The following is a 23854-nucleotide window of genomic DNA, read 5'->3' on the forward strand; positions in this document are numbered from 1 at the left end:
GGTGCGAAACGGAGCGTAGATATGACCATGAAAAAGCCAGCCGACCACCCCTCATTGCCCGCCCGCAAGGTTGGCGTTCTGTTCGCCAATCTGGGCACACCAGATGGCTATGACTACTGGTCCATGCGCCGCTATCTGAACGAGTTTCTGTCCGACAAGCGGGTGATCGACTATCCCGCGTGGAAGTGGCAGCCCATTTTGCAAGGCATCATCCTGACCAAGCGGCCTTTTTCATCGGGCGAAGCGTACAAGTCGATCTGGAACGAGGATCTGGGTGAAAGCCCCTTGATGACAATCACCAAGCAGCAAGTCACCAAGCTACGCGAAGGGTTGGAAAAGCGCTTTGGTGCGGAAATAGTCACAGATTTCTGTATGCGCTACGGCAACCCATCCACCAAATCCAAGGTGCGGGACATGGTCGCGGCTGGCTGTGATCGCATCTTGTTCTTTCCGCTTTATCCACAATATGCGGGGGCAACGATGGGCACCGCGAACGACCAGTTTTTCCGCGCCCTGATGGACGAGCCATGGCAACCTGCCAGCCGCACCATAGAACCCTATTTCGACGACCCGGCCTATATCGACGCGCTGGCCCGGTCGGTCGAACGCGGCTATACGGCGATAAAGAAGAAGCCCGATCTGCTGGTCGTATCCTACCACGGAATGCCCGAACGCTATTTGCAGCAAGGTGATCCGTATCACTGCCAATGCCAGAAAAGCACCCGCCTGTTGAAAGAGCGGTTGGGTTGGGGCGACGACGACATCACCACCACTTTCCAGTCGGTTTTTGGGCCTGAGGAGTGGCTGAAGCCTTACACGGTAAAAGAGGTCGCGCGCCTGGCCGAGAGCGGCAAGAAGAACATCGCCGTGATCGCGCCCGCGTTTTCGGCCGATTGCATAGAAACACTTGAGGAAATTCAGGAAGAGATTCAGGAGGCCTTTGTCGAGGCAGGCGGCGAAAGTTTCACCTATATCCCCTGCCTGAACGATGACGACGCCCACATCGCAGCGCTGCTGGGTGTGGCTGAACGCAATCTGGCAGGCTGGCTTGAATAGTGTCTAATCCACCTGCCAACCGCGTTTTCGCAAGGTGCGCAAGATCTGACCCTCGCAATCCTCTGCATCGGCGCGGATCGCGTTCAGCATCGTGAACCAGTAAAGATAGCGATCGAACTCCGGTGCCATGGTCTGGACCGCATCGAACGCTTCTTGCGCGCCCAAATCATGCACATTGGCGGCGATATGGTGGAAATCTATCCGTCCAAACAGCACGGTGGGCTTGGCAAAGAAGTATCCAAACAATGCGGCGGATGAATTTTGTGATACGACAAACCGGCATGCGGTCAGCGCCTGCTTCATCTCTCCGGTCGTGACAGCCAAGTTGGACTGACGCGCGCGTAGTGTTTCAAGAGCCTCGTTTTCAGCTTGAGTGTAAGCCTCGGACGGATGTAGCCCGACCAGCACGGGTATGTCGGGGAACCGGGTCGCAACCTGCTCAACCATCTCGATTGGGCTGACGGCCTGAAAGCTACGATGGCTCAGCAGCCGGCCCTGCAATGGCACATATATGGGACCATCTTTGGTCACATGTGACGCAGCCCCCTGGAACAACCATCTGCGCCACTTGTCTGCCCAGGCTTTTGCCGTGTCGGGGTCGACCTCGGACGGATCGAACACCTTTTTTGAAACCTCGAACTCCCACCGTTTGGACGAGGCTTCGATCCGCCAGAACGGATAAAAATAGCTGCGCCGCATGGTCAGCGCGTTGGCGTGCAGCGGATCATCCATCAGAAACAGGGAATAGCCGTTGCGGGCGGCAGACGCCAAACGCTCCAAGTCACTATTCTTGCGATACTCGACCCGAAACCCGCGCTTCTCCAGCACCAATGCAATCTTGTTCACAAAGTTGAACTTGCCCTGCCGCGCGCGCTGTAACGGCTCGGGGTCAAGATAGACGCGTAGGATTTTTGCGACCGGCATGTCTGCACGCTAGCCCCCGATCCTGACAAGAACAAGCCGGGGTGCTTGTCTGGCCAGCCACCCACGTCCATATAGGGTGAAGATTAACGGAGGCGACATGGCAGATACGGATTTTCCCGGATGGCACGGCACTACAATCATTGGTGTGCGCAGGGGCGGTAAAGTGGTGATAGCAGGCGACGGACAGGTCAGCCTTGGTCAAACGGTCATCAAGGGAACGGCGCGCAAGGTGCGCAAGCTGTCACCCGGCGGGTTTGACGTGGTGGCGGGGTTCGCCGGGTCCACCGCAGATGCTTTCACCCTGCTGGAGCGTCTGGAAAAGAAGCTGGAAGCAACACCGGGGCAGTTGGCGCGCGCATCTGTTGAGTTGGCGAAAGACTGGCGGACGGACAAATATCTGCAAAAGCTCGAAGCCATGCTGATCGTCACCGACGGTAAAGAGCTTTTGGTGATCACCGGCGCGGGCGACGTGCTGGAACCCGAACATGACGTGGCCGCAATTGGGTCGGGCGGCAACTTCGCGCTCGCCGCCGCACGGGGCCTGATGGAAACCGATCTGGATGCGGAAGGTGTGGCGCGTAAGGCGATGGCGATTGCCGCAGACATCTGTGTTTACACCAACGGCAACCTTACAGTCGAGGAGATCGGCGCATGACCGACCTGACCCCCCGCGAAATCGTCAGCGAACTGGATCGCTATATCATCGGGCAAAAAGACGCCAAGCGCGCGGTGGCCGTGGCGCTGCGCAATCGTTGGCGGCGCAAGCAGCTGACCGACGATTTGCGCGACGAAGTATATCCCAAGAACATCCTGATGATCGGTCCCACCGGCGTCGGCAAGACCGAGATCAGCCGCCGGCTGGCCAAGCTCGCCCGCGCGCCGTTTATCAAGGTTGAAGCAACAAAGTTCACCGAGGTCGGATATGTCGGACGTGATGTCGAACAGATCGTGCGCGATCTGGTGGACGCCGCGATCATGCAAACGCGCGAGCACATGCGCGAGGATGTGAAAGCCCGCGCCGAAGCCGCTGCGGAAGAGCGGGTGATCGAAGCCATCGCCGGCACCGATGCCCGCGACAGCACGCGAGAGATGTTTCGCAAGAAGCTGCACTCGGGCGAGCTGGACGACCACGAGGTCGAATTGGAGATCGCCGACAGTTCAAACCCTATGCAAATGCTCGATGTGCCCGGCCAGCCGGGGCAGGGTATGGGTATGCTGAACCTTGGTGACATGTTTGGCAAAGCCTTCGGTCAGCGCACGGTGAAAAAGAAAATGACGGTGCGTGACAGTTATGACATTCTGATCTCGGACGAGGCCGACAAGCTGCTGGACGATGAAACCGTGACCCGTGCTGCGCTGGAATCTGTCGAACAGAACGGTATCGTTTTTCTGGACGAGATCGACAAGGTTTGCGCCCGCGCCGATGCACGAGGCGCCGATGTCAGCCGCGAGGGCGTGCAACGCGATCTGTTGCCCCTGATCGAAGGCACAACGGTGTCGACCAAGCATGGACCGGTGAAAACCGACCATATCCTGTTCATCGCCTCGGGCGCATTTCACGTGGCCAAGCCATCGGACCTTTTGCCAGAGCTTCAAGGCCGCCTGCCCATTCGGGTCGAGCTGCGTGCGCTGACGGAAGAGGATTTCGTGCGCATTCTGACCGAAACCGACAATGCGCTGACGCGGCAATATACGGCGCTGATGAACACAGAACAGGTGACGGTTGAATTCACGGAAAACGGCATCGCCGCACTGGCGCGGATTGCGGCAGAGGTCAATCAAAGCGTTGAAAATATCGGCGCGCGGCGGCTTTACACTGTACTTGAGCGTGTGTTCGAGGAGCTGAGCTTTACCGCCCCGGATCGGGCGGGCGACAAGATCGTCGTCGACAAGGCTTTCGTGGATCAGAACCTCGGCGAATTGATGACCGCCACAGATGTGAGCCGCTACATGCTTTGATGTCTATGCAGACGCCAAATCCTCGGGTATCCAATAGCGGAACCCGGGGAGCGACGCGTGCGTATTGTTCATCACCTTGTCCTTATCTTGATGCTTGCCTCCTGCGCGCCGCGCGGGAAAATCACTTTGTTCCAGGGGGCGGCCGACACCGGCGACCTGCAACGTATCTATGTGGGCACCACGCGCGAGATGGACGCCCAGGGCTTTCCAAGCGGCGGTCGCAGTCGCGAGTTGATTTTCGGGCAATACAACGTCTCGGTCCCGCCCGAGCGCGAGCCGGGCAGCATCGAATGGCCACGGCGCAAGACACCTGATCCGGCCAGGCACTTCCTGCTGGACAGTTTCCTGCCCCTGACGACAGAGGGCGATTTCCGCACCGCGCTTCGCGGCGAGCTTGCTCATCGGCGGGCCGAACAGCGCACAGCGATCATTTTCGTGCATGGCTTCAACAACAATTTCGCAGAAGGCCTGTATCGGTTTGCGCAGATATCCGAGGATTTGGATCTGCCATTCCTTCCGGTTCATTACTCTTGGCCCAGCGCTGGGCATCCGCTGGGGTATGGGTATGACCGCGATTCGATGTTGATCGCGCGCGACGGGCTTGAGGCAACGATCCGCGCGGTTGCCGCATCCGGTGCGGACGAGATTCTGTTGGTTGGGCATTCAATGGGTGCGCTGCTGGCCATGGAGACCATGCGCCAGATGACCATTGCCGACGGTCAAAACGGATTGCGTAAAATCAGTGGCGTCATCCTGATATCGCCCGACATCGATATTGACGTTTTCCGCGCGCAGGCCGACCGGATCGGTGAACTGCCGCAGCCGTTTTATATCTTTACCTCGACCCGTGACATCGCGCTGCGCCTGTCTGCCGGCCTGACAGGACAAACCGCGCGTTTGGGCAACACAACCGACGTTCAGAAGCTGGCCGAACTTGACGTGACGATGGTTGATATTTCGGCGTTCAGCGATGGCAAGATCGACCACGCGACCGCCTTGGCTTCGCCATCCTTCTTGCGCCTGCTACAGCGCGTGCCAGACCTTGGCACGGCATATGGCGGCGATCCGTCAACGCGCGTTGGGCTTATTCCTGGCACGGTTCTGGTGGTTCAGAACGCAACGCGGCTGATCGTTACGCCCATCACGCAATAGCGGTTAGCGTCGTCGGCGCAGATAGACGTAATACGCCCCTTGCCCACCGTGTTTCAGATGCGCTTCGGATATTTGAAGCACATATTGTTTCAGCGGCATGGTGTTCAGCCAATGTGGCACCTGATGGCGCAACACACCATGGCGTACGGGAATCGGCCCGCCATCGTCGCGATGCTTCCCTTTCCCGGTGATCACCAGAACCAACCGTCGATCGGCAGCAGCAGCATCTAGGATGAACCGCACCAGCACGGGATGGGCCTGCGCAATGGTCATGCCATGCAGATCAATCCGCGCTTCTGGCGACAGACGCCCCTTTTTCATCTTGCCGAAAATCTTGCGATCCATCGACACCGGCTGGCTGGCGACACTGTTGGACAGAGACGGGGCAAGATCATGGGGCTGGGCGTTTGGCTGGGCGCGCTGCCCAATCTGAAACGCCGGAGGTCTGGATTTTGGATGCGGCTTCCGTGACGCTGGCGCGGGCTTTGTGGTGGGAAGCTCGGTCAGCGGGCGGGTCGCCGCGTGCATCCGCTCGGTGCTGTCCGTCACCTTTTTCCACAACGCCCTGTCCTCGGCGCTCAGATGTCTGGGGCGGCGGGCCATTCCTATTCCTCGGGCAGGATGGCAAAGGCGCGCTGGATCGGCAGCAGAACCACCATGCGGCCTTCATCGCGAATCTGTCCTGCCAGACGCCCCGCGCGCTCACCCGTGCCCCAGAATATGTCTGCACGCTGTGCGCCTTTGACCCGAGACCCGGTATCCTGCGCGACCATGAGGCGACTAAAAGGCTCTTTGCCTTTCTTCTCTAACCAGACAGGCGCGCCCAATGCGGTATATTCGGGATCCACCGCCACCGATCGATGCGCCGTGATCGAACGGTTCATCGCTCCTAGCGGTCCGCGATCTGTCGCCACTTTCCCGATCACACGGAAGAACACATAGGACGGGTTGGACAACAGAAGTTCACGCCCCGCCTCGGGATTGCGTTTCACCCAATTCTGAATGACCTGTTGCGAGACCTGATGTTCGTTATAGACACCCTGTCGGACCAATTCATTGCCTAACGACATGAGGTTGTGCCCGTTCGACCCCCCATACCCCAACCGAATGGTGCCCCCTTCGGCCAGTCGAATGCGTCCAGAGCCCTGAATTTGCAGAAACTGAAGCTCAACCGGGTCTTCGACCCAGGCGATCTCTAGCCCGCGACCCTCAAGCGCGCCGCCCTCCTCGATCTCGCGCCGCGACAGCCAGACATCGCCCGATGTCAGTTCTGGCGGCTTTCGATACACCGGATAGCGATAGCGCGGCGATTGCGTGCGCGATCCGCGGATCTCGGGTTCATAATATGCGGTGAACAACGGGTCGTTTCCGTCGCGGATCAGGACGGGGCGAAAGAAAAGTTCGAAGAAGGTTTTGCCATCATCCTGTTGGGCGGCAAGGGCGCAGATGGGTCGCCATTGCGGATCATCCAGGTCGTGACAGGTGTCCAGGAACACTCCCAGCGCCTCTTGATGGTTGTCGCGGTCCCAACCATCAAGATCATCAAAAGAAAGAATTGTGATGTCGGCGTCATCCAGATCCGCCGATGCGGGCGTGCCCAAAAGGGCCAGCGCAAGTGCCAGCCCCCGAAACATCATCCACCTGTGGCGACAAGCTGCCAGTTCGGGTTGTCAGACCCCATGACCCGCGCAAAGGTCCAGACGTCTTTCTGGCGTTTCACTTCGTTGGGGTTGCCTTCGATAATGTCGCCGCCCTTGTCGCGCACGACCGAAGTCAGTTCGCCGATAAACCGCACAGACACTTCGCCTTCGTTTGTGTCGGGGTTGAATTCAGCGTCGACAAGTTTCAGCTCTCGCAGACCAACGAAATTGGCGTCGACCGACAGGCCTTTCTTTTCACGCGCCTCTATGACCGAGGCGAAGGTCTCGTACACATCGTCGGCCAGGAAGGGCTTGATCTGGGCCAGATCTCCGGCTTCGAACCCCATCAGGATCATCTCGTACGCACCACGCGCACCGCCCAGAAATTCGCTGACGTTGAACGACGGTTCGGCACCCTTCATCGCGGCCAGTGCTTGCGCGGCCGAACTGCCTTCGGGAACGTGGTCGGTGATGTCGCTGTCGGGACCGCCTTGGATCACTTCAAGCTGGTCACGGCCAAGGCGGCGATCGTCGTTTCGCGTCACCACGGGCTTTTCGAATCCTTCACGCGTCCCAAGCACATCGCGCAGGCGTAAAATCAGAAACAGGGCAATTCCGGCAAGCACCAGAAGCTGGATCAGGGATGAGCTCATTTATACCTCTTTTCAAGCGCGATATGGAAACGCGTCAACCGGAGACATATGTAGGTGCTGAGCGGGGCCAAGTCCACCGTTCGAAACGAAAAGGAGGCCTGCCTTATGTGGCTTTTTGCGCTGTTCATCGCCGTTCCACTGATCGAGATCGCCCTGTTCATTCAGGTTGGGGGGGCAATCGGCCTGTGGCCAACGCTTGCGATCGTTATTTTGACTGCTGTTGTTGGCACCCAGTTGATGCGCGCGCAAGGGGCTTTGGCGCTGTCACAACTGCGTGAAAGTTTTGGTCAACTGAACGATCCGACCGAACCATTGGCCCATGGCGCGATGATCCTGTTCTCTGGTGCGCTTCTGCTGACGCCCGGTTTCTTTACCGACGTCGTGGGGTTTGCGCTGCTGATCCCTGCTGTGCGCCGCGCGGTTTACAACTGGGCGCGATCGCGCATTCAGGTTCGGACCTTCACAATGGGGCAAGACGGTCCACAACAAGGCCCACGACGTCCACATCACCCCGAGGATGACGTGATTGACGGCGATTTCACCGATGTGACGCCAGAAAAGAAACGCCCGACACATCCGGGCGTGGAGGGCCCCTCAGGCTGGACCAAACACTGAGCTTGCGTGTCTGGACATGTAAATTTTCAGCCAGGGCGTGAAGGCATCAGGCGTCGCGGCGATCTTCTGTTCCAGTGTCGCCCGGTCAAGCCACTGCACCGCTTGTACTTCTGACGGATTCAGCGTGATGCCCGGTGTTTCATCGGTGTGGATAACGAACATGTCGACGACCTCGTGTTCGATCAGCCCGCCGCCAACGTCGGCGCGATATTCCAGCCGCTCGACCCATTTGGGGTGAACCCCCGTGATCCCCAGTTCTTCCTCCAGCCGCCGGATGGCACAATCTCGCGGGTCTTCGTTCCAATGGGGGTGGGTGCAACAAGTGTTCGCCCATTTGTTCGGCGTATGATATTTGCCCGCCGCACGCTGCTGGATCAATACCTTGTCCGCGTGAAACAAAAACACCGACACGGCCTTGTGTTTCATGCCTTCGACATGGGCGTGCAGCTTTTCAACCGGGGTAAGGGTGCCGTCTATCCAGGCGGGGATCATATCAGTCATAGCGCCCAGATACCGCCAAACCGAGCGCGGTAAAACCCTTTGTTGAGGGTGCCGGGGCAAGGTGATAAGCACATGCCAACAGTTTTTCCCGAAGGAGAAGATCATGGCCGAGGAAGCCAAAGCACAAACCCCCCCCGTTCAGCCCAAGATGCAGGTTCTTGGCCAGTTCATCCGCGACCTCTCGTTTGAAAACATTCTGGCCCAGAAGGGCGTGCAGGGCGAAGTTCAGCCCGACATCAATGTTGAAGTCGCGCTGGATGCCAAGAAGCGTCCGGCGGACAACCAGTTCGAAGTGATCTCGAAATACACAATCGGGTCGAAAAACAAGAACGGCGGCGAGCAGTTGTTCCTGATGGAGCTGGAATATGCCGGCATCTTTCAGGTCGAAAACGTGCCGGAAGATCAGATGCACCCGTTCCTGATGATCGAATGCCCGCGCATGTTGTTCCCCTTCGTGCGTCGCATCGTTGCCGACGTGACCCGCGATGGCGGCTTCCCATCTCTGAACCTGGATACCGTTGATTTCCTTGCGCTGTATCGCCACGAGATCGAACGACGTGTGGCTGCCGAACAGGGCGGTGCAAAGGTCAACTGATCCGGACCATCTAACCTAGCGATAGGTTTTCCAGACAGCGCCGTCGCCCAGCTTTTCCACGAAAGCATCATGGGCGACGGCTTCTTCTTTTGTAATCTTTGATGATAGGGGCGTCGGGCGTTGTGTCGCGCGCCATGCGCCAGCGGCGCCCGGCCCTGCCGAGGCATCCTGATCAGGGGCCAGCACAAGATCAGGCTGCCGACCGCCGATCAGTTCCAGATACACCTCGGCCAGAATTTCACTGTCCAACAGCGCGCCGTGCAGGGTTCGGGATGAATTGTCGATGCCGAACCGGCGACACAGCGCATCCAGCGACGCCGGCGCACCAGGAAACTTCTTGCGCGCGATGACCAGCGTGTCGGTGGCCTGTTCCCATGGGATCGCGGGCAGATCCATCCATTTCAGCTCGGCATTCAGGAACTTCATGTCAAAGCTGGCATTGTGGATGACCAACCGGGCGTCGCCAATGAAATCGAGGAAAGCCTGACCGACCGTTTTGAATACCGGTTTATCTTTCAACGTCACCTCGCCCGCCTGCGCCGCGCGGGGGGTCAGAAGCAAATCAGGCCCGATCCCGTGGACGCCAAACGCCTCGTCCGGCATGTCCCGCTCCGGGTTGATATATTGGTGAAAGGTCTTACCGGTTGGCATGTGGTTATAAAGCTCAAGACACCCGATTTCGACGATCCGGTCGCCGCCATCCGGGTCAAACCCCGTGGTTTCCGTATCCAGCACAATCTCACGCATGGGACAAACGCTCCTTCACCTGGGCGACCACCGCTTTCACGGCGGCGCGCGCGTCTTCCAGTGTGTCCGTCGGGATCACCACATCCGCGCGCTTTCGTTTTTCAGCATCCGGCATCTGTTTTGCAAGGATTGCTTTGAACTGTTCCTCGGTCATGGTGCTGCGCGCCAGAACCCGCTCCCGCTGCACATCAACTGGAGCCGAGGCAGCAACGACAAGGTCCACCTGCGCATCCGTGCCGGTTTCGAAAAGCAGGGGAATATCAAGCACCACAATCGGAGCTTCGGCATTGGCAATGAAGTCGGCCCGATCCTCTGCGACCAGCGGATGGACCACGGCTTCGATCCGTTTCAGTGCCGCTGAATCCCTGCCGATCCAGTCTTTCAACACACCCCTGTCCACTGCCCCGGCAACGATTGCCTCTGGGCAGATCGCGCGCAGTGGTTCAACCGCCGCCCCGCCGGGGGCATAGATACGGTGAACCGCCGCATCGGCATCCCAAACGGGCACGCCTTCTTGCGCAAACATGGCCGCGGTTGTGGATTTTCCCATGCCAATCGACCCGGTCAGACCAATGATGAACGGGTCGTTCATGGACCAAGCACCGCATTGCGCAGCGCATCATCGACCACCGGGCGTAGTCCGAACCAGCGTTCAAACCCCGGAACCGCCTGATGTAAAAGCATTCCAAGCCCGTCTACGGTGGCGCATCCGGCTTTCTCTGCCTCCTCCAGAAAATGTGTGCGCAGCGGCGTATAGACCAGATCAGTGACCACAGCTTTGGGGTTGAACCCATCCAAGGGCACGCGGAAATCGGGTTTCCCCACCATACCAAGTGACGTGGTGTTCACAGCCGTCGTCGCTTCATCGAGCATATTGCCGGCTTGCAACCAGTCGAACACCTTGATCCGATTTCCAAACTCGGCCCGAAGTGCGTCGGACCGGGCGCGGGTGCGATTGGCCAGACGGATCTCGGGCACACCGACCTCGATCAGCGACGCGATAACGGCACGGGCAGCGCCACCGGCGCCAAACACGGCTGCCGGGCCCGTTTCCGGAGCCCAATCGGGCGCACCTTGGCGCAAATTTTCGGTAAATCCGTAACCGTCTGTATTATCAGCGTAAATCTTTCCGTCCGGGCGGAAGATCAGTGTATTGGCCGCCCCGATCAACGCGGCACGATCGGTCACAGTATCGGCCATGTTCAGCGCCGTTTCCTTGTGCGGTATCGTCACGTTCACACCGACAAACCCCGCCTTTGGAAGCGTGCGAATGACTTGCGCAAAATCTTCGTTACTGACACGCATTGGAATATAAAACCCTGGTATCAAATTCGTCCGCAGCCAATGCCCATGCAAGCGGGGCGACAATGAATGCTCAATCGGGTCACCAATCACGCCAGCCAATGGGATACGTCGTTCACTCATATTTCAAGATCTCCTCGCAAGATCAGGTATGACAGCAGCTCTGTCAGCGGCAAACCCAGAACATTAAAATAGTCGCCATCCACTTTGGCAAACAGGCGAACGCCCTCTTCTTCCAGCTTGTAAGCCCCGACGGCGTGGCGAATACTGTTCCAATTGCGGGTGACATAACTGTCAATGTAGTCGCGCGACAGCTCTCGCATTCGCAGTCGCACAACACCCACATGTCGCCAGACCGCTTTGCCGTCCTGATACAGAACGGCTGCTGACAACAAGCGATGGGTCTGACCCGACATCATGGCCAGTTGCGCTTTCGCTTCCACTTCGTCCCGTGGTTTAGACAGAACCTCGCCCCCAAGTTCGGCAATTTGATCGCATCCAAGAACCAGACGACCCGGATTCTTCTCGCTGATTTTGCGCGCCTTGAATTCGGCCAGCGCGTCGGCAACGTCACGTGGGCTTGCGCCCTCTGCTTCCAATGACGCGCGGATGGTTTCTTCGTCGATTCGGGCGGGCTGCACGTCGATTTCAACCTCGGCGTTGCGAAGCAATTGCGCCCGAATGTCCGAAGCCGATGCCAGGATCAGGGAAGTGGCCATGTGATAACCCTGTGGAAAAACTCTGTTTGTTCCGGTGTTCGGAAGTTCGGATAACACGTCCCTTACGACACAACTGGATAACTCACCTCTTTCCTAGGACAGTTTTCGGGATTGCTCCACTGGGGAAAGTGGTTTTCGCGAAGGTGAGGTTTTTCGCCCACCCTATCTTTTTATCCTATCGGTTGTCCTCAGCGTGTTATCGAGATTACCGCGATATAATAATGTGTTACACTGTTATTCCCACAAACCAATTTCCTGTTATCCACCTGTTTATAAAAGCAGGGACAACTCAATAATCCCCATTACTCACAACCCCTACATAAACATCATCTTTCTTTCTTCTTCTTTATTAATTTAAGAAGGGCGGGCCGGGTCAAGTAAACAGGGGTGCAAAGAATGGGCGAATTTCTGGCCGATATTTATCCATGGACGAAATCGCTTCACATTATGTCGGTGATTGCATGGATGGCCGGGCTTTTCTATCTGCCACGCCTGTTTGTGTATCATACCGAGGTCGTCGGTTCAGGCAACGAAACGGATGACCTGTTTCAGACCATGGAGCGTCGTCTGCTCAAGGCGATCATGAACCCGTCGATGATAAGCACCTGGCTGTTTGGTCTGCTTCTGGTGTTGACCCCCGGCATTGTCGATTGGTCAATGATCTGGCCATGGGTCAAGGGTCTGTCGGTTATCCTGATGACGTGGTTTCACATGTGGCTTGGCGGGCGGCGAATGGATTTCGTCGCCGGGACCAACACGCTGACCGGTCGGCGCTATCGGTTGATGAACGAGTTTCCGACCGTTCTGATGCTGGTCATCGTCTTCTCGGTTGTTCTGAAGTTCTGAGATCGTTGACTCACATAGCAATCCGCCGTATGTGACGTTCAACGCGGGCCGTCCGGCCACGCATGTTTCCCATTCCTACTTTGACCGCACTGCCGCGCGCATGCTGTCCTGAGGCAATCCCAGAGTATTCCCATGTCCGATAACCGTCTGAACCTTGCAGAGCTGAAAGCCAAAAGCCCGAAAGAGCTTGTCGATATGGCTGAAGAGCTTGAAATCGAAAACGCCTCCACGATGCGTAAGGGCGAGATGATGTTCTCGATCCTGAAAGAACTGGCCGATGATGAGTGGATCATCGGCGGCGACGGCGTGTTGGAGGTGGTCCAGGACGGGTTTGGTTTCCTGCGTTCGCCGGAAGCGAACTATCTGTCTGGGCCAGACGATATCTATGTCTCGCCAGATATGATTCGGCAATATTCGCTGCGCACCGGTGATACGATTGAAGGCATCATTCAGGCACCGGGCGAAAATGAAAACTACTTTGCCATCACATCGGTCGAGAAGATCAATTTCGGAGACCCCGAACTGGCCAAACACAAGGTGGCATTTGACAACCTGACACCGCTTTACCCAGACGAACGTCTGAAGATGGAGATCGAAGATCCCACCATCAAGGACCGGTCGGCCCGGATCATCGACCTTGTGTCCCCGATCGGAAAGGGTCAGCGGGCACTGATTGTTGCCCCGCCCCGGACCGGTAAAACCGTGCTGCTGCAAAACATTGCCCATTCGATCGCGACCAACCATCCCGAATGCTATCTGATCGTTCTTCTGATTGATGAGCGCCCGGAAGAGGTGACGGACATGCAACGGTCTGTGAAGGGCGAGGTCGTGTCTTCGACATTTGACGAACCCGCAACCCGTCACGTTGCCGTTGCTGAAATGGTGATCGAGAAGGCGAAGCGGCTGGTTGAACACAAACGCGATGTGGTGATCTTGCTTGATTCGATCACACGGCTGGGTCGTGCATTCAACACGACCGTCCCGTCGTCCGGTAAGGTTCTGACCGGTGGTGTGGATGCCAACGCGCTGCAACGCCCAAAGCGGTTCTTCGGTGCGGCCCGGAATATCGAGGAAGGTGGATCGCTGACCATCATCTCCACCGCGCTGATCGACACCGGCTCGCGGATGGACGAGGTGATCTTTGAAGAATTCAAAGGCACCGGCAACTCCGAGATTGTTCTGGATCGCAAGGTCGCCGACAAGCGCGTGTATCCGGCCATCGACATCCTGAAATCCGGCACCCGGAAAGAAGAGCTGTTGGTGGACGCAAAAGATTTGCAGAAAAGCTATGTTTTGCGGCGGATTCTGAACCCGATGGGCACCACAGACGCGATTGAATTCCTGATCTCGAAATTGAAGCAAACCAAGACGAACAGTGAGTTCTTCGATTCTATGAACACGTAACTTATTGTTATAAAACAATGGGTTAATTATGGATACGATCTATTCTCTTGCCAGTGCCCGGGGTAAATCGGGTGTCGCCGTGGTCCGGATTTCCGGGCCACATGCGTTTTTGGCTGCGCAAGGCATGGCGGGCGGTCTGCCGGCGATCCGCAAGGCAGGATTGCGCAATCTGAAGACAGCAGATGGGCGCGTTCTGGACGAAGCTATTGTGCTGTGTTTCGATGATGGGGCCAGCTTCACGGGCGAGCCTGTGGTCGAGTTTCAGCTTCATGGCTCCACCGCTGTTGTGCGTGCAGTGCTTGATGAACTGTCAAGCTTCCCCGACCTTCGCCTGGCTGAACCAGGCGAGTTTACCCGACGCGCGCTGGAGAACGAACGTCTGGATCTGGCGCAAGTCGAAGGTCTCGCCGATCTTCTGGATGCGGAAACAGAAGCCCAGCGGCGGCAGGCCTTCAACATCCTGTCCGGCGCGTTGGGGGGGCTGGCAGAAGCCTGGCGCCGCGACCTGATCCGGGCAGCGGCGCTACTGGAAGCGACGATTGATTTTGCTGACGAAGATGTGCCGGTTGATGTGTCACCCGAAGTCGAGGCGCTTTTGGATGGCGTTCTGACGACGCTCCGATCCGAGACCGCCGGCACCCGTATTGCCGAGCGCATCCGCGATGGGTTCGAGGTCGCGATTGTGGGTGCGCCAAATGCGGGGAAATCGACCTTGCTGAATGCGCTTGCCGGACGGGACGCCGCAATCACTTCCGAGGTGGCTGGCACCACGCGTGACGTGATCGAAGTTCAAATGGAGCTTGCAGGTCTTCCGGTGACGGTTCTGGATACGGCTGGCTTGCGCGAAGCTCAAGATGCTGTTGAAGCGATTGGCGTCGAACGGGCGCTTACGCGCGCGAAAGCCGCCGATCTGCGAGTGTTTCTGAAATCCGACATGGATGAGACCATGCCGTTGACGCCCGGAGCCGAGGATATCGTCGTGTATGGGAAGGCCGATCTGCGGAGTTCAAATGAGCTGGCAGTCTCTGGCCTGACCGGCAAGGGCGTTGATAAGCTTGTTGCCCGAATCGCATATTTGTTGGAAGACCGGGTCAAAGGGGCGGGTATCGCGACGCGTGCGCGGCACAGGGTTGCAATGGAACGCGCGCTGGCTGCTTTGGACGACGCTCGAATTGAGCTAGGACACGGTCCAGATCGGGCCGAGTTTGCGGCGGAAGAAATTCGCACCGCCATTCGCGCCCTTGATAGTTTGGTGGGCCGTATCGATGTAGAGCATCTGTTGGATGAAATCTTTGCAAGCTTTTGTCTTGGGAAGTAACGGCGCGAATTTGGACATGGAGTGTTTCACGTGAAACATCTGGATTACGATGTGATCGTTGTTGGCGGAGGTCACGCAGGCGCAGATGCGGCACACGCGTCTGCCCGCCTCGGTGCGCGCACCGCATTGATTACACTTCGCAAAAGCGACCTGGGCGTCATGTCTTGCAATCCCGCCATCGGCGGGCTTGGAAAAGGTCATTTGGTGCGAGAAATTGACGCGATGGACGGGCTGATGGGGCGTGTCGCCGACCGGGCGGGCATTCAGTTTCGCCTGCTGAACCGGCGTAAAGGGCCAGCAGTGCAAGGCCCGCGCGCGCAGGCCGACCGCAAACTGTACCGCGCCGCGATGCAGGCCGAGATTTCGAGGACGCCAAATCTGGTGGTCATCGAAGGCGAAGCGACTGATCTGGTGATGGATGGTCAGCGGGTCGCTGGCGTGGTCTTGCAGGATGGCAGCACGCTAGGATCGCACGCGGTCATCCTGACCACAGGCACCTTTCTGCGCGGCATCATCCATGTAGGGGATCAGCAAAGTGAGGGTGGCCGTATGGGGGATCGACCTTCGGTCAGGCTGGCCGAACGGATCGACGGTTTTGGCCTGCCGCTCGGGCGACTCAAGACCGGGACGCCGCCACGGCTGGACGGGCGCACCATCAACTGGGATATTCTGGACAGCCAACCGGGGGACGACGACCCGGTGGTGTTTTCATTTTTGAACAACAAACCCGACGCCCGGCAGATTTCTTGTGGAATCACGCATACCAATACCCAAACCCATGATATAATTCGTGAAAATCTAAAACGCTCCGCGATGTATGGCGGCCATATCGAAGGGGTAGGCCCACGATACTGCCCCTCAATCGAAGACAAGATCGTCCGGTTTGCTGACAAGGATTCGCATCAGATTTTTCTTGAGCCTGAGGGGCTGGACGATCACACCGTTTATCCTAACGGCATCAGCACATCCTTGCCGGTCGAGGTGCAGGTGGCCTATGTCCGCTCAATCATCGGGCTTGAGAAAGCTGAGATATTACAGCCGGGCTATGCGATTGAATACGACTATGTCGACCCACGATCTTTGACAGAGACGTTGCGGCTTCGCGATGTGCCAGGCTTGTATTTGGCGGGACAAATAAACGGGACAACCGGATACGAAGAAGCCGCCGCCCAAGGTCTGATCGCTGGTCTGAATGCGGCGCTGACCGCCCTGGATCGGGAGCCGGTCGTCTTTTCGCGCGCGAACTCGTATATGGGCGTAATGGTCGATGACCTGATCACCCGTGGTGTGACGGAACCATACCGCATGTTTACGTCGCGGGCAGAATACCGTCTGTCATTGCGAGCGGACAATGCTGACCAGCGCCTGACGCCACTTGCAATTTCACTTGGTTGCGCGGGCGAGCTGCGCCAGAAAGCCTTTGAAAACAAGGCTAAGGGCCTTTCACGGGCAAAAGAGGCGCTGACGGAACGGGCGTTTACACCGCAAGATCTTGAAAAACTGGGAATGACAGTGCGCAAGGACGGCACAAAGCGCACCGCGTTCGAGCTTTTGGCATTCCCGACCGTGGATTATGCGATGATCACGCAACTGGACCCATCGCTTGCAGACATACCGGATGATATCCAAACGCAGATTTCGCGGGACGCCATGTATGCGAATTACATCGAGCGTCAGGCACGCGATGTGGAGGCGTTGCAGCGTGACGAAGCACACCGCATCCCCGATGATTTTCTGTATGAGGACCTCGAAGGGCTTTCGAATGAATTGGCCAGCAAACTAACGCTTGCGCGCCCCAGAACGCTTGCCCAAGCGAGCCGCGTCGAGGGGATGACACCTGCCGCGCTGACCTTGATATTGGCCAGATTGCGTCGCGCAGGCCGAAAGCGGTCGGCATGACGGATCAGAGCGCGCTTGCGGGGCTTGATGTTTCACGTGAAACAATGGATCGGTTGAAGACCTATGCGGCCCTGCTGGAAAAATGGAATCCCGCGATAAATCTTGTCGCCCCGTCAACGCTGTCATCCTTGTGGACCCGCCACTTTCAGGATTCCGCGCAGATATTCGATTTGTCGCCGAAAGAAGTGGGGAAGTGGTGCGATATGGGCGCGGGCGGAGGTTTTCCGGGGCTGATTGTTGCCATTTTGGCCCATGAACGCGATCCTGACCGAAACACGATCTGCATCGAAAGCGATATGCGCAAGGCCACGTTTCTGCGAACGGTCGTGCGCGAAACCGGTGTTAAGGCTTCCATAATCTCTGAACGAATCGAGGCGGTTGCGCCATCAGGGGCGGATGTGGTGTCAGCCCGGGCGTTGGCGTCGCTGGCCGAACTTTTGGGCTATGCGGATCGGCACTTGAAGCCGGGCGGGGTGGGGGTTTTCCTGAAAGGGGAAAATTACCGCGCTGAGGTCGAAGAAGCGCTTGAAAAATGGCAGTTTGAACTTGATACATATCCCAGCAAGACCAACCCGAACGCCGTTGTTTTGAAAATCGGAGATCTAGAACGTGCCTGATATTATCAATGGCCATGGCCCGAAGATCATCGCGATCACAAATCAAAAAGGCGGTGTGGGCAAAACAACGACCACAATCAACCTGGGTGCCGCGCTGGCCGAGACAGGAAGCAAAGTGCTTTTGATCGACCTTGATCCGCAAGGAAATGCCTCAACTGGACTAGGTGTTGAGGTCGCGGATCGGAAGCTCACAACATATGACCTATTGCTGGAAGAGGCGCTGTTGACGGACGTCCTGCAAGAGACCGATGTCGAGAACCTGTTTATCGCGCCTGCAACCACTGATTTGTCCTCGGCGGATATTGAGCTGGTGTCGAATGAAAAACGCAGCCACCTGTTACATGACGCGGTGCGCGCGACGGGTTTAAGCCAGCTGGGTCTGGACTATATCCTGATTGACTGTCCGCCGTCGCTCAACCTTCTGACGGTCAATGCGCTGGTGGCCGCAGACAGCGTTCTGATCCCATTGCAAAGTGAATTTTTTGCGCTGGAAGGTCTTTCACAACTGATGCTGACCATTCGTGAGGTGCGCCAGACGGCCAATTCCAACCTCCGGATCGAGGGGATCGTGCTGACCATGTTCGACACTCGAAACAACCTGTCCCGCCAGGTAGAGGCAGATGCCCGCGACAATCTGGGAGAGCTTGTGTTCGACACCATGATCCCGCGCAATGTTCGGGTCAGCGAAGCGCCGTCTTTCGCGTTGCCGGTTCTGATGTATGATCCCATGTCGAAGGGCAGTCAGGCTTATCGCGATTTGGCATCCGAACTGTCCATACGCAACAGAAGAGGCTGAGATGAGCAGGAACCAAAAACAACGTGGTCTGGGTCGCGGTCTGTCTGCGCTGATGGCCGATGTCACAACCGAAGAAACGCCAAGCACGCAATCCCCGCGGCGCGCCGATCTTGTTGTGCCGGTGGAGAAAATTACGCCCAACCCAGAACAGCCCCGGCGTCAGTTCACTGAAGAGCAGCTGAATGATTTGGCCGCATCCATCCGCGAAAAGGGCGTGATCCAGCCTTTGATCGTCCGCCCCAAGCCTGGTGCGGACGGCGAGTACGAGATCGTCGCCGGCGAGCGGCGCTGGCGGGCGTCGCAAATGGCGCAACTTCACGAACTACCTGTTATCGTTAGAGAATATAGCGATACCGAGGCGTTGGAAGTCGCGATCATTGAAAACATCCAGCGCGCAGACCTGAACGCCATTGAAGAGGCCGCGGGCTATCGTGACCTGATGAATCGGTTTGGCCATACGCAAGAAAAAGTCTCGGAAGCGCTTGGTAAAAGCCGCAGCCACATCGCGAACCTGCTGCGGTTGCTGAACCTGCCTGACGAAGTGCAGGATTTTGTGAGAGATGGGAAGCTAAGCGCCGGACATGCACGCACCTTGGTAACGGCAGACAACCCGGTTGAATTGGCACGCCAGATCATCGCAAAGGGTTTGTCGGTGCGAGCCGCCGAGGCTCTGGCGAAATCACCGAAGCCAAACGCATCGAGACCACCGCGCCAAAAGGCCGAGAAAGATGCGGACACCCGTGCGCTTGAGGGTGACTTGTCCGCCGCCCTGGGAATGAACGTTCAGATTGATCACGCAGCAGGTGGGGAGAGCGGAACCGTTTCGGTGCGTTACGCCTCGCTAGACGATCTGGATACGCTGTGCGGAAAACTGTCGTCCTAGCCGGGAATCAATTCGCGAAGAATACCATTCAATACCGGGAGGCCCTTGTTGGTTGCCAGCAAGCTGTGGCCTTTGACGCGGATCAAGCCAAGATCGCTTAACTCGTTGATCTTGTTTGAATCTAACGTGAAGCCGAGTTGCCTATCAAGGCGATGAAGGTCTAAACCTTCCGTGGTGCGAAGCCCCATCAATAAAAACTCGGTGATCTGTTCATCGCGGGGCAGGGTGGCGCGCTGGCTTTCGCCCTGACCCGACGTTGCCGCCGACAACCATCTTGCCGGGGCCAGCGCCGTTTCAGTGGCAAACCGCGCGCCGCCCAAAGTCAGTCGTCCATGCGCACCGGGACCGATACCCACCCAATCCCCAGATCGCCAGTAAATGCGATTGTGCTGGCTTTCCTGTCCTGGCTTGGCGTGGTTCGATACTTCGTAGGCGGGCAGTCCGGCGGCGTCACACAGCGATTGCGTCAGGAAATACATGTCGGTTGCCAGATCTTCTTCGGGCAATCCGCGCAGTTTTCCCGCCTCAAATCGCGCGCCAAAAGCTGTTCCCGGCTCGACGGTCAGTTGATACAGGGACAGGTGATCGGGGCCGTAATCCAGAGCTTCCTCAAGCTCGGCTTGCCAGGCGGACAGCGTCTGATCCTGTCGCGCATAGATCAGGTCGAAACTGACCCGGTCAAACAGCGATTTCGCCAAGGTTAGAGCCTTTTTTGCCTCGTTGACCGAATGCAGCCTTCCCAGCCGCTTCAGATCCGGATCGTTCAGCGCCTGAATACCAATGGAGATCCGATTGACGCCCACTGCTCTGTAACCTGCGAAATTCTGCGCTTCGATCGAGCCGGGGTTGGCTTCCAACGTGATCTCAATGTCGTTGGCGAAGGTCCAGTGTTGCGCGGCACGCTCAATAATCGCGCCGACCGTTGCGGGGGCCATCAGGCTTGGGGTGCCGCCACCAAAATAAATCGAGCCGAGCACACGATCCGGCGTTTCGGATGCATAGCGGTCGATTTCTGCGACATAAGCCTCAAGCCAGGCATCGTGGTCAATTGATGCGACGACGTGGCTGTTGAAATCGCAATAGGGGCATTTGGATTGGCAGAAGGGCCAGTGGACGTAAAGCCCGAAGCCACCGATCTGCCAATTCTCAAGCAAAGGCGCCCCGCACCAGTTTGGCGAAAGCGTCGGCGCGGTGACTCATCTGATGCTTTTTTGCGGGGGCCATTTCGCCGAACGTGATGTCATGGCCATCCGGGATGAAGATCGGATCGTATCCAAAACCCTTATCACCGCGCATGGGCCAAGTGAGCGATCCATCAACCCTGCCTTCGAAGACCTCGTCATGTCCATCAGGCCAGGCCAGACAAAGGGTGCAGCAAAACTGCGCTTTGCGTGGGTGAGGCGCGTTTTTCTCGTCCAGCAGCGCCCATGTCTTTTCCATTGCCGCCGGGAAATCACGGCCATTGGGGGTTTCGGCCCAATCTGCGGTATAAACGCCAGGCGCGCCGTCCAGTGCATCCACCATGATGCCACTGTCATCGGACAGCGCGGGCAGGCCAGAGGCGTTTGCGGCGAAATGCGCCTTGATCCGGGCGTTCCCGACGAAGGTGTCTTCGGTTTCCTCGGGTTCTTCCAAGCCAAGAGCGCCCGCAGACGTCACCGCGACCCCGAAAGGCTCTAACAAAGCAGAAATCTCGCGCAACTTTCCGTCGTTATGGGTCGCGATGACCAATTCCGTGCCCGTGAACTTGCGCATTAGCCCGTTGCCTCCAGCTGAGCGGCCACAAGCTCGGATACGCCTTTGTCGGCAAGATCCATCAGTTCGTTCATCTGATCGCGCGTGAAGGTGGATCCTTCGGCGGACATCTGCACCTCGATCAGCTTCGGACCGCACAACACGAAATTGCCATCCACGCCGGCTTCTGAATCTTCGGGGTAATCCAGATCAAGCACCGGCTGACCGGCATAGACACCACACGACACGGCGGCCACTGGATCCATCAGCGGGTCGGTGGTGATGTCTTTGGCCTTCAGCAGCTTGTTCACCGCCAGACGCAGGGCCACCCAACCACCGGTGATCGCCGCACAACGCGTGCCACCATCGGCTTGAATGACATCGCAATCCACGGTGATCTGGCGTTCACCAAGCGCCACAAGGTCTATGCCAGCACGCAGCGACCGCCCGATCAGGCGTTGAATTTCAACAGTGCGCCCGCCTTGCTTGCCCGACGCAGCCTCGCGGCGCATCCGAGACCCGGTGGAGCGGGGCAACATCCCATATTCTGCCGTCAGCCAACCCTTGCCGGAATTGCGCAAAAATGGCGGCACGCGTTCTTCAAGCGAGGCGGTGCACAACACATGCGTGTCGCCCACTTTGATCATACAAGACCCCTCTGCATGCTTTGTTACTTCGGTCTCAATTGAAATCGGGCGCATTTGATCTAGATTCCGACCTGACGGGCGCATGGGCTTCCCCCTTTGTTTCATGTTCAAAGGCGTGATACCCATGGCTCTGGCGAAAAGGCAAGGCGATTGCGTATGGAAGACCGTCATGAACTGATGAATGACATGAACGCCCGCTCGCGCGAGGTGTTTCGAAGTGTCGTTGAAAGCTACTTGAGCACGGGCACGCCTGTGGGGTCACGCACGCTGACCCGGTCGCTGACGGAAAAGGTCAGTGCCGCAACCATCCGCAATGTGATGCAGGACTTGGAATTTATGGGTTTGCTGGACAGCCCGCATGTTTCAGCCGGGCGCATTCCGACCGAGCTTGGCTTGCGCATGTTTGTCGACGGGCTGTTGGAGGTTTCCAATCTGGATCAGGGGGATCGTCAGAAGATAGATGAAACCGTCGGTAAAACAGATAACAATATCAACACGATGATGGATCGTGTGGGGTCTGCGCTGTCGGGGATCACCGCCGGGGCCAGCCTGGTGCTGACCCCGAAGCACGAAGCGCCGATCAAACATATCGAGTTTGTGTCTTTGGGTGCGGACCGGGCTTTGGTGGTTCTTGTGTTCGCCGATGGTCGCGTGGAAAACCGTGTGTTCACGCCGCCCGCCGGGCAAACGCCAGCGTCGATGCGCGAGGCTGCGAACTTCCTGAATGCGCTGGCCGAGGGCCGCACAATTTCAGAACTTCAAACCATCGTGACCCGTGAGATCAAGAAGCGGCGGCAGGAGCTGGACGTTCTTACACAGGATCTGGTCGAAAGCGGTGCGGCGTTGTGGGAAAACGAAGGCCAGCCTTACGAGCGGTTGATCGTGCGCGGACGGTCGAATCTGTTGGCGGAAGATGCGGAAGCCGCCGATCTTGAGAAGATCAAAACGCTGTTTGACGACCTTGAACGCAAGCGTGATATCGCGGAATTCCTTGAATTGGCCGATCAAGGCGAGGGTGTGCGCATTTTTATTGGGTCCGAGAACAAACTTTTCTCACTTTCGGGTTCCTCTTTGGTGGTTTCCCCATATATGAACGCTGATCGAAAGATCATTGGTGCGGTCGGGGTCATCGGGCCCACGCGATTGAACTATGGGCGGATCGTGCCCATCGTCGATTACACCGCGCAATTGATCGGCAAGATGATCTCGGATCGAAGGTAAAGGCGAAGAGATGGCTGACGCAAAGAACGACGCAGTAGAGAACTTGGAAACGGCAATCGAAGAGCTGATGACCGAGGAAGTAGAGATTGATTTGACCGAGGAAGAGCCGGTCGATGAATTGGCCGCCTTGCGCGCCGAACGGGATGAATTCAAGGATCGGTTCATGCGGGCGCTGGCGGATGCCGAAAACACGCGCAAACGTGGCGAGCGTGACCGCCGCGAGGCCGAGCAATACGGCGGGTCAAAGCTGGCACGCGATATGCTGCCGGTTTATGACAACATGAAACGTGCGCTGGAAGCTGCGGAAGATGCGGGCGACGGTGCGAAAGCGCTGGTCGAAGGTGTCGAACTGACAATGCGGTCGCTTCTGAACATCTTCGAGAAGCACGGGATCCGTCTTTTGTCGCCCGAGATTGGCGACAGGTTCGACCCCGAAGTGCACGAGGCGATGTTCGAAGCCCCCGCGCCCGGTTCCAAGGCCGGCGATATTATTCAGGTAATGGGCGAAGGCTTCATGCTGCATGATCGGCTGCTACGGCCCGCGCAGGTGGGCGTTTCGTCAACTCCGAAGTAAATTACCCAGAATACAGAATTGAAGAAACGCCCCGAACCTGGGGCGTTTTTCG

At 57.5% G+C, this 23854-nt stretch carries 27 protein-coding genes; 15 read left to right on the forward strand and 12 right to left on the reverse strand.

What is annotated here, in order from left to right:
- Positions 1 to 21 precede the first annotated feature (21 nt).
- Positions 22 to 1056, forward strand: coding sequence for a ferrochelatase (hemH, locus tag BMY55_RS01325; protein WP_091427611.1), 1035 nt, complete (start codon positions 22 to 24; stop codon positions 1054 to 1056).
- Between the two features lie 3 nt (positions 1057 to 1059).
- Here hemH and BMY55_RS01330 read toward each other — a convergent pair whose 3' ends face one another.
- Positions 1060 to 1980, reverse strand: a complete 921-nt coding sequence (locus BMY55_RS01330; RefSeq protein WP_091427613.1) for a glycosyltransferase family protein — start codon at positions 1978 to 1980, stop codon at positions 1060 to 1062.
- Positions 1981 to 2077: 97 nt separating this feature from the next.
- On the opposite strand from BMY55_RS01330, the gene hslV reads away from it, so the two are divergent.
- Genes hslV through BMY55_RS01345 form a run of 3 tightly spaced genes read left to right on the forward strand, consistent with a single transcriptional unit; the run spans position 2078 to position 5091 of the window.
- Positions 2078 to 2635 carry an ATP-dependent protease subunit HslV gene (gene hslV / locus BMY55_RS01335; protein WP_091427615.1) on the forward strand — a complete coding sequence of 186 codons (558 nt, stop codon included), beginning with the start codon at positions 2078 to 2080 and terminating at the stop codon, positions 2633 to 2635.
- On the forward strand, positions 2632 to 3939 hold the full coding sequence (gene hslU, locus BMY55_RS01340; RefSeq protein WP_091427616.1) for an ATP-dependent protease ATPase subunit HslU: 1308 nt from the start codon (positions 2632 to 2634) through the stop codon (positions 3937 to 3939). The genes hslV and hslU overlap by 4 nt, the downstream gene beginning before the upstream one ends.
- A gap of 57 nt (positions 3940 to 3996) precedes the next feature.
- Complete coding sequence (locus BMY55_RS01345; RefSeq protein WP_143064266.1) at positions 3997 to 5091, forward strand: alpha/beta hydrolase; 1095 nt, start codon at positions 3997 to 3999, stop codon at positions 5089 to 5091.
- A gap of 3 nt (positions 5092 to 5094) precedes the next feature.
- On the opposite strand, the gene BMY55_RS01350 is transcribed toward BMY55_RS01345, so the two are convergent.
- From BMY55_RS01350 to BMY55_RS01360, 3 genes are read right to left on the reverse strand one after another with little or no spacing between them, the layout of a single operon-like run.
- Positions 5095 to 5694, reverse strand: coding sequence for a Smr/MutS family protein (locus BMY55_RS01350; protein ID WP_091427619.1), 600 nt, complete (start codon positions 5692 to 5694; stop codon positions 5095 to 5097).
- Between the two features lie 2 nt (positions 5695 to 5696).
- Positions 5697 to 6725, reverse strand: coding sequence for a murein transglycosylase A (gene mltA / locus BMY55_RS01355; RefSeq protein ID WP_407639072.1), 1029 nt, complete (start codon positions 6723 to 6725; stop codon positions 5697 to 5699).
- Positions 6725 to 7384, reverse strand: coding sequence for a Tim44/TimA family putative adaptor protein (locus BMY55_RS01360; protein WP_091427622.1), 660 nt, complete (start codon positions 7382 to 7384; stop codon positions 6725 to 6727). Before BMY55_RS01360 ends, mltA begins: the two co-directional genes overlap by 1 nt.
- 105 nt (positions 7385 to 7489) lie before the next feature.
- On the opposite strand from BMY55_RS01360, the gene BMY55_RS01365 reads away from it, so the two are divergent.
- Positions 7490 to 7999 carry an FxsA family protein gene (locus BMY55_RS01365; RefSeq protein WP_091427624.1) on the forward strand — a complete coding sequence of 170 codons (510 nt, stop codon included), beginning with the start codon at positions 7490 to 7492 and terminating at the stop codon, positions 7997 to 7999.
- Here BMY55_RS01365 and idi read toward each other — a convergent pair.
- On the reverse strand, positions 7979 to 8500 hold the full coding sequence (gene idi / locus BMY55_RS01370; RefSeq protein WP_091427626.1) for an isopentenyl-diphosphate delta-isomerase: 522 nt from the start codon (positions 8498 to 8500) through the stop codon (positions 7979 to 7981). The two genes, BMY55_RS01365 and idi, sit on opposite strands and share 21 nt — an antisense overlap.
- Positions 8501 to 8603: 103 nt before the next feature.
- On the opposite strand from idi, the gene secB reads away from it, so the two are divergent.
- Positions 8604 to 9095, forward strand: a complete 492-nt coding sequence (secB, locus tag BMY55_RS01375) for a protein-export chaperone SecB (RefSeq protein ID WP_091427628.1) — start codon at positions 8604 to 8606, stop codon at positions 9093 to 9095.
- A 15-nt stretch (positions 9096 to 9110) separates the two neighbouring features.
- On the opposite strand, the gene dnaQ is transcribed toward secB, so the two are convergent.
- From dnaQ to BMY55_RS01395, 4 genes are read right to left on the reverse strand one after another with little or no spacing between them, the layout of a single operon-like run.
- Positions 9111 to 9842 carry a DNA polymerase III subunit epsilon gene (gene dnaQ, locus BMY55_RS01380; protein ID WP_091427630.1) on the reverse strand — a complete coding sequence of 244 codons (732 nt, stop codon included), beginning with the start codon at positions 9840 to 9842 and terminating at the stop codon, positions 9111 to 9113.
- Positions 9835 to 10434, reverse strand: coding sequence for a dephospho-CoA kinase (gene coaE, locus BMY55_RS01385; RefSeq protein ID WP_091427632.1), 600 nt, complete (start codon positions 10432 to 10434; stop codon positions 9835 to 9837). The genes dnaQ and coaE overlap by 8 nt, the downstream gene beginning before the upstream one ends.
- Complete coding sequence (locus tag BMY55_RS01390) at positions 10431 to 11267, reverse strand: shikimate dehydrogenase (RefSeq protein WP_091427633.1); 837 nt, start codon at positions 11265 to 11267, stop codon at positions 10431 to 10433. The genes coaE and BMY55_RS01390 overlap by 4 nt, the downstream gene beginning before the upstream one ends.
- Complete coding sequence (locus tag BMY55_RS01395) at positions 11264 to 11863, reverse strand: Maf family nucleotide pyrophosphatase (protein WP_091427635.1); 600 nt, start codon at positions 11861 to 11863, stop codon at positions 11264 to 11266. The genes BMY55_RS01390 and BMY55_RS01395 overlap by 4 nt, the downstream gene beginning before the upstream one ends.
- A gap of 396 nt (positions 11864 to 12259) precedes the next feature.
- Here BMY55_RS01395 and BMY55_RS01400 point away from each other — a divergent pair, with 396 nt between their 5' ends.
- From BMY55_RS01400 to BMY55_RS01430, 7 genes are all read left to right on the forward strand, one after another.
- Positions 12260 to 12709 (forward strand): CopD family protein, encoded by a 450-nt coding sequence (locus BMY55_RS01400; RefSeq protein WP_091431913.1) that lies wholly within the window; start codon positions 12260 to 12262, stop codon positions 12707 to 12709.
- Between the two features lie 132 nt (positions 12710 to 12841).
- On the forward strand, positions 12842 to 14113 hold the full coding sequence (rho, locus tag BMY55_RS01405) for a transcription termination factor Rho (protein ID WP_091427636.1): 1272 nt from the start codon (positions 12842 to 12844) through the stop codon (positions 14111 to 14113).
- Positions 14114 to 14141: 28 nt separating this feature from the next.
- Positions 14142 to 15431 (forward strand): tRNA uridine-5-carboxymethylaminomethyl(34) synthesis GTPase MnmE, encoded by a 1290-nt coding sequence (gene mnmE, locus BMY55_RS01410; RefSeq protein ID WP_091427638.1) that lies wholly within the window; start codon positions 14142 to 14144, stop codon positions 15429 to 15431.
- A gap of 21 nt (positions 15432 to 15452) precedes the next feature.
- Complete coding sequence (gene mnmG, locus BMY55_RS01415; protein WP_091427640.1) at positions 15453 to 17330, forward strand: tRNA uridine-5-carboxymethylaminomethyl(34) synthesis enzyme MnmG; 1878 nt, start codon at positions 15453 to 15455, stop codon at positions 17328 to 17330.
- Entirely contained in the window at positions 17327 to 17947 is a 621-nt protein-coding gene (gene rsmG, locus BMY55_RS01420; protein WP_091427641.1) for a 16S rRNA (guanine(527)-N(7))-methyltransferase RsmG, read from the forward strand. The genes mnmG and rsmG overlap by 4 nt, the downstream gene beginning before the upstream one ends.
- Positions 17940 to 18743, forward strand: coding sequence for a ParA family protein (locus BMY55_RS01425; protein WP_091427643.1), 804 nt, complete (start codon positions 17940 to 17942; stop codon positions 18741 to 18743). The genes rsmG and BMY55_RS01425 overlap by 8 nt, the downstream gene beginning before the upstream one ends.
- A gap of 1 nt (position 18744) precedes the next feature.
- Positions 18745 to 19626, forward strand: coding sequence for a ParB/RepB/Spo0J family partition protein (locus BMY55_RS01430; protein WP_091427644.1), 882 nt, complete (start codon positions 18745 to 18747; stop codon positions 19624 to 19626).
- On the opposite strand, the gene hemW is transcribed toward BMY55_RS01430, so the two are convergent.
- Genes hemW through rph form a run of 3 tightly spaced genes read right to left on the reverse strand, consistent with a single transcriptional unit; the run spans position 19623 to position 22091 of the window.
- A complete protein-coding gene (gene hemW, locus BMY55_RS01435) occupies positions 19623 to 20780 on the reverse strand; it encodes a radical SAM family heme chaperone HemW (RefSeq protein ID WP_091427646.1) in 1158 nt (385 codons plus the stop codon). The two genes, BMY55_RS01430 and hemW, sit on opposite strands and share 4 nt — an antisense overlap.
- Positions 20773 to 21381: an RdgB/HAM1 family non-canonical purine NTP pyrophosphatase gene (gene rdgB, locus BMY55_RS01440; RefSeq protein WP_091427648.1), complete on the reverse strand. Its 609-nt coding sequence runs from the start codon at positions 21379 to 21381 to the stop codon at positions 20773 to 20775. The genes hemW and rdgB overlap by 8 nt, the downstream gene beginning before the upstream one ends.
- Positions 21381 to 22091 (reverse strand): ribonuclease PH, encoded by a 711-nt coding sequence (gene rph, locus BMY55_RS01445; RefSeq protein WP_091431915.1) that lies wholly within the window; start codon positions 22089 to 22091, stop codon positions 21381 to 21383. Before rph ends, rdgB begins: the two co-directional genes overlap by 1 nt.
- Positions 22092 to 22163: 72 nt before the next feature.
- Between rph and hrcA the strand changes: the two genes are divergently transcribed.
- The gene (gene hrcA / locus BMY55_RS01450) at positions 22164 to 23228 is read left to right on the forward strand and encodes a heat-inducible transcriptional repressor HrcA (RefSeq protein ID WP_091427650.1); all 1065 of its coding nucleotides are present in this window, start codon (positions 22164 to 22166) and stop codon (positions 23226 to 23228) included.
- 10 nt (positions 23229 to 23238) lie between these two features.
- Entirely contained in the window at positions 23239 to 23802 is a 564-nt protein-coding gene (locus tag BMY55_RS01455; protein ID WP_091427652.1) for a nucleotide exchange factor GrpE, read from the forward strand.
- The last annotated feature ends 52 nt before the right edge of the window (positions 23803 to 23854 follow it).

This window comes from Aliiroseovarius sediminilitoris (assembly GCF_900109955.1).
In the GTDB taxonomy this organism is placed as follows: domain Bacteria; phylum Pseudomonadota; class Alphaproteobacteria; order Rhodobacterales; family Rhodobacteraceae; genus Aliiroseovarius; species Aliiroseovarius sediminilitoris.

Bases quoted from the DNA above. Each gene is read 5' to 3' on its own strand.
- hemH (WP_091427611.1), top strand. From the start codon at position 22: ATGACCATGAAAAAGCCAGCCGACCACCCCTCATTGCCCGCCCGCAAG.
- BMY55_RS01330 (WP_091427613.1), bottom strand. From the start codon at position 1,980: ATGCCGGTCGCAAAAATCCTACGCGTCTATCTTGACCCCGAGCCGTTA.
- hslV (WP_091427615.1), top strand. From the start codon at position 2,078: ATGGCAGATACGGATTTTCCCGGATGGCACGGCACTACAATCATTGGT.
- hslU (WP_091427616.1), top strand. From the start codon at position 2,632: ATGACCGACCTGACCCCCCGCGAAATCGTCAGCGAACTGGATCGCTAT.
- BMY55_RS01350 (WP_091427619.1), bottom strand. From the start codon at position 5,694: ATGGCCCGCCGCCCCAGACATCTGAGCGCCGAGGACAGGGCGTTGTGG.
- mltA (WP_407639072.1), bottom strand. From the start codon at position 6,725: ATGTTTCGGGGGCTGGCACTTGCGCTGGCCCTTTTGGGCACGCCCGCA.
- BMY55_RS01360 (WP_091427622.1), bottom strand. From the start codon at position 7,384: ATGAGCTCATCCCTGATCCAGCTTCTGGTGCTTGCCGGAATTGCCCTG.
- BMY55_RS01365 (WP_091427624.1), top strand. From the start codon at position 7,490: ATGTGGCTTTTTGCGCTGTTCATCGCCGTTCCACTGATCGAGATCGCC.
- idi (WP_091427626.1), bottom strand. From the start codon at position 8,500: ATGACTGATATGATCCCCGCCTGGATAGACGGCACCCTTACCCCGGTT.
- secB (WP_091427628.1), top strand. From the start codon at position 8,604: ATGGCCGAGGAAGCCAAAGCACAAACCCCCCCCGTTCAGCCCAAGATG.
- dnaQ (WP_091427630.1), bottom strand. From the start codon at position 9,842: ATGCGTGAGATTGTGCTGGATACGGAAACCACGGGGTTTGACCCGGAT.
- coaE (WP_091427632.1), bottom strand. From the start codon at position 10,434: ATGAACGACCCGTTCATCATTGGTCTGACCGGGTCGATTGGCATGGGA.
- BMY55_RS01390 (WP_091427633.1), bottom strand. From the start codon at position 11,267: ATGAGTGAACGACGTATCCCATTGGCTGGCGTGATTGGTGACCCGATT.
- BMY55_RS01395 (WP_091427635.1), bottom strand. From the start codon at position 11,863: ATGGCCACTTCCCTGATCCTGGCATCGGCTTCGGACATTCGGGCGCAA.
- BMY55_RS01400 (WP_091431913.1), top strand. From the start codon at position 12,260: ATGGGCGAATTTCTGGCCGATATTTATCCATGGACGAAATCGCTTCAC.
- rho (WP_091427636.1), top strand. From the start codon at position 12,842: ATGTCCGATAACCGTCTGAACCTTGCAGAGCTGAAAGCCAAAAGCCCG.
- mnmE (WP_091427638.1), top strand. From the start codon at position 14,142: ATGGATACGATCTATTCTCTTGCCAGTGCCCGGGGTAAATCGGGTGTC.
- rsmG (WP_091427641.1), top strand. From the start codon at position 17,327: ATGACGGATCAGAGCGCGCTTGCGGGGCTTGATGTTTCACGTGAAACA.
- BMY55_RS01430 (WP_091427644.1), top strand. From the start codon at position 18,745: ATGAGCAGGAACCAAAAACAACGTGGTCTGGGTCGCGGTCTGTCTGCG.
- rdgB (WP_091427648.1), bottom strand. From the start codon at position 21,381: ATGCGCAAGTTCACGGGCACGGAATTGGTCATCGCGACCCATAACGAC.
- rph (WP_091431915.1), bottom strand. From the start codon at position 22,091: ATGCGCCCGTCAGGTCGGAATCTAGATCAAATGCGCCCGATTTCAATT.
- hrcA (WP_091427650.1), top strand. From the start codon at position 22,164: ATGGAAGACCGTCATGAACTGATGAATGACATGAACGCCCGCTCGCGC.
- BMY55_RS01455 (WP_091427652.1), top strand. From the start codon at position 23,239: ATGGCTGACGCAAAGAACGACGCAGTAGAGAACTTGGAAACGGCAATC.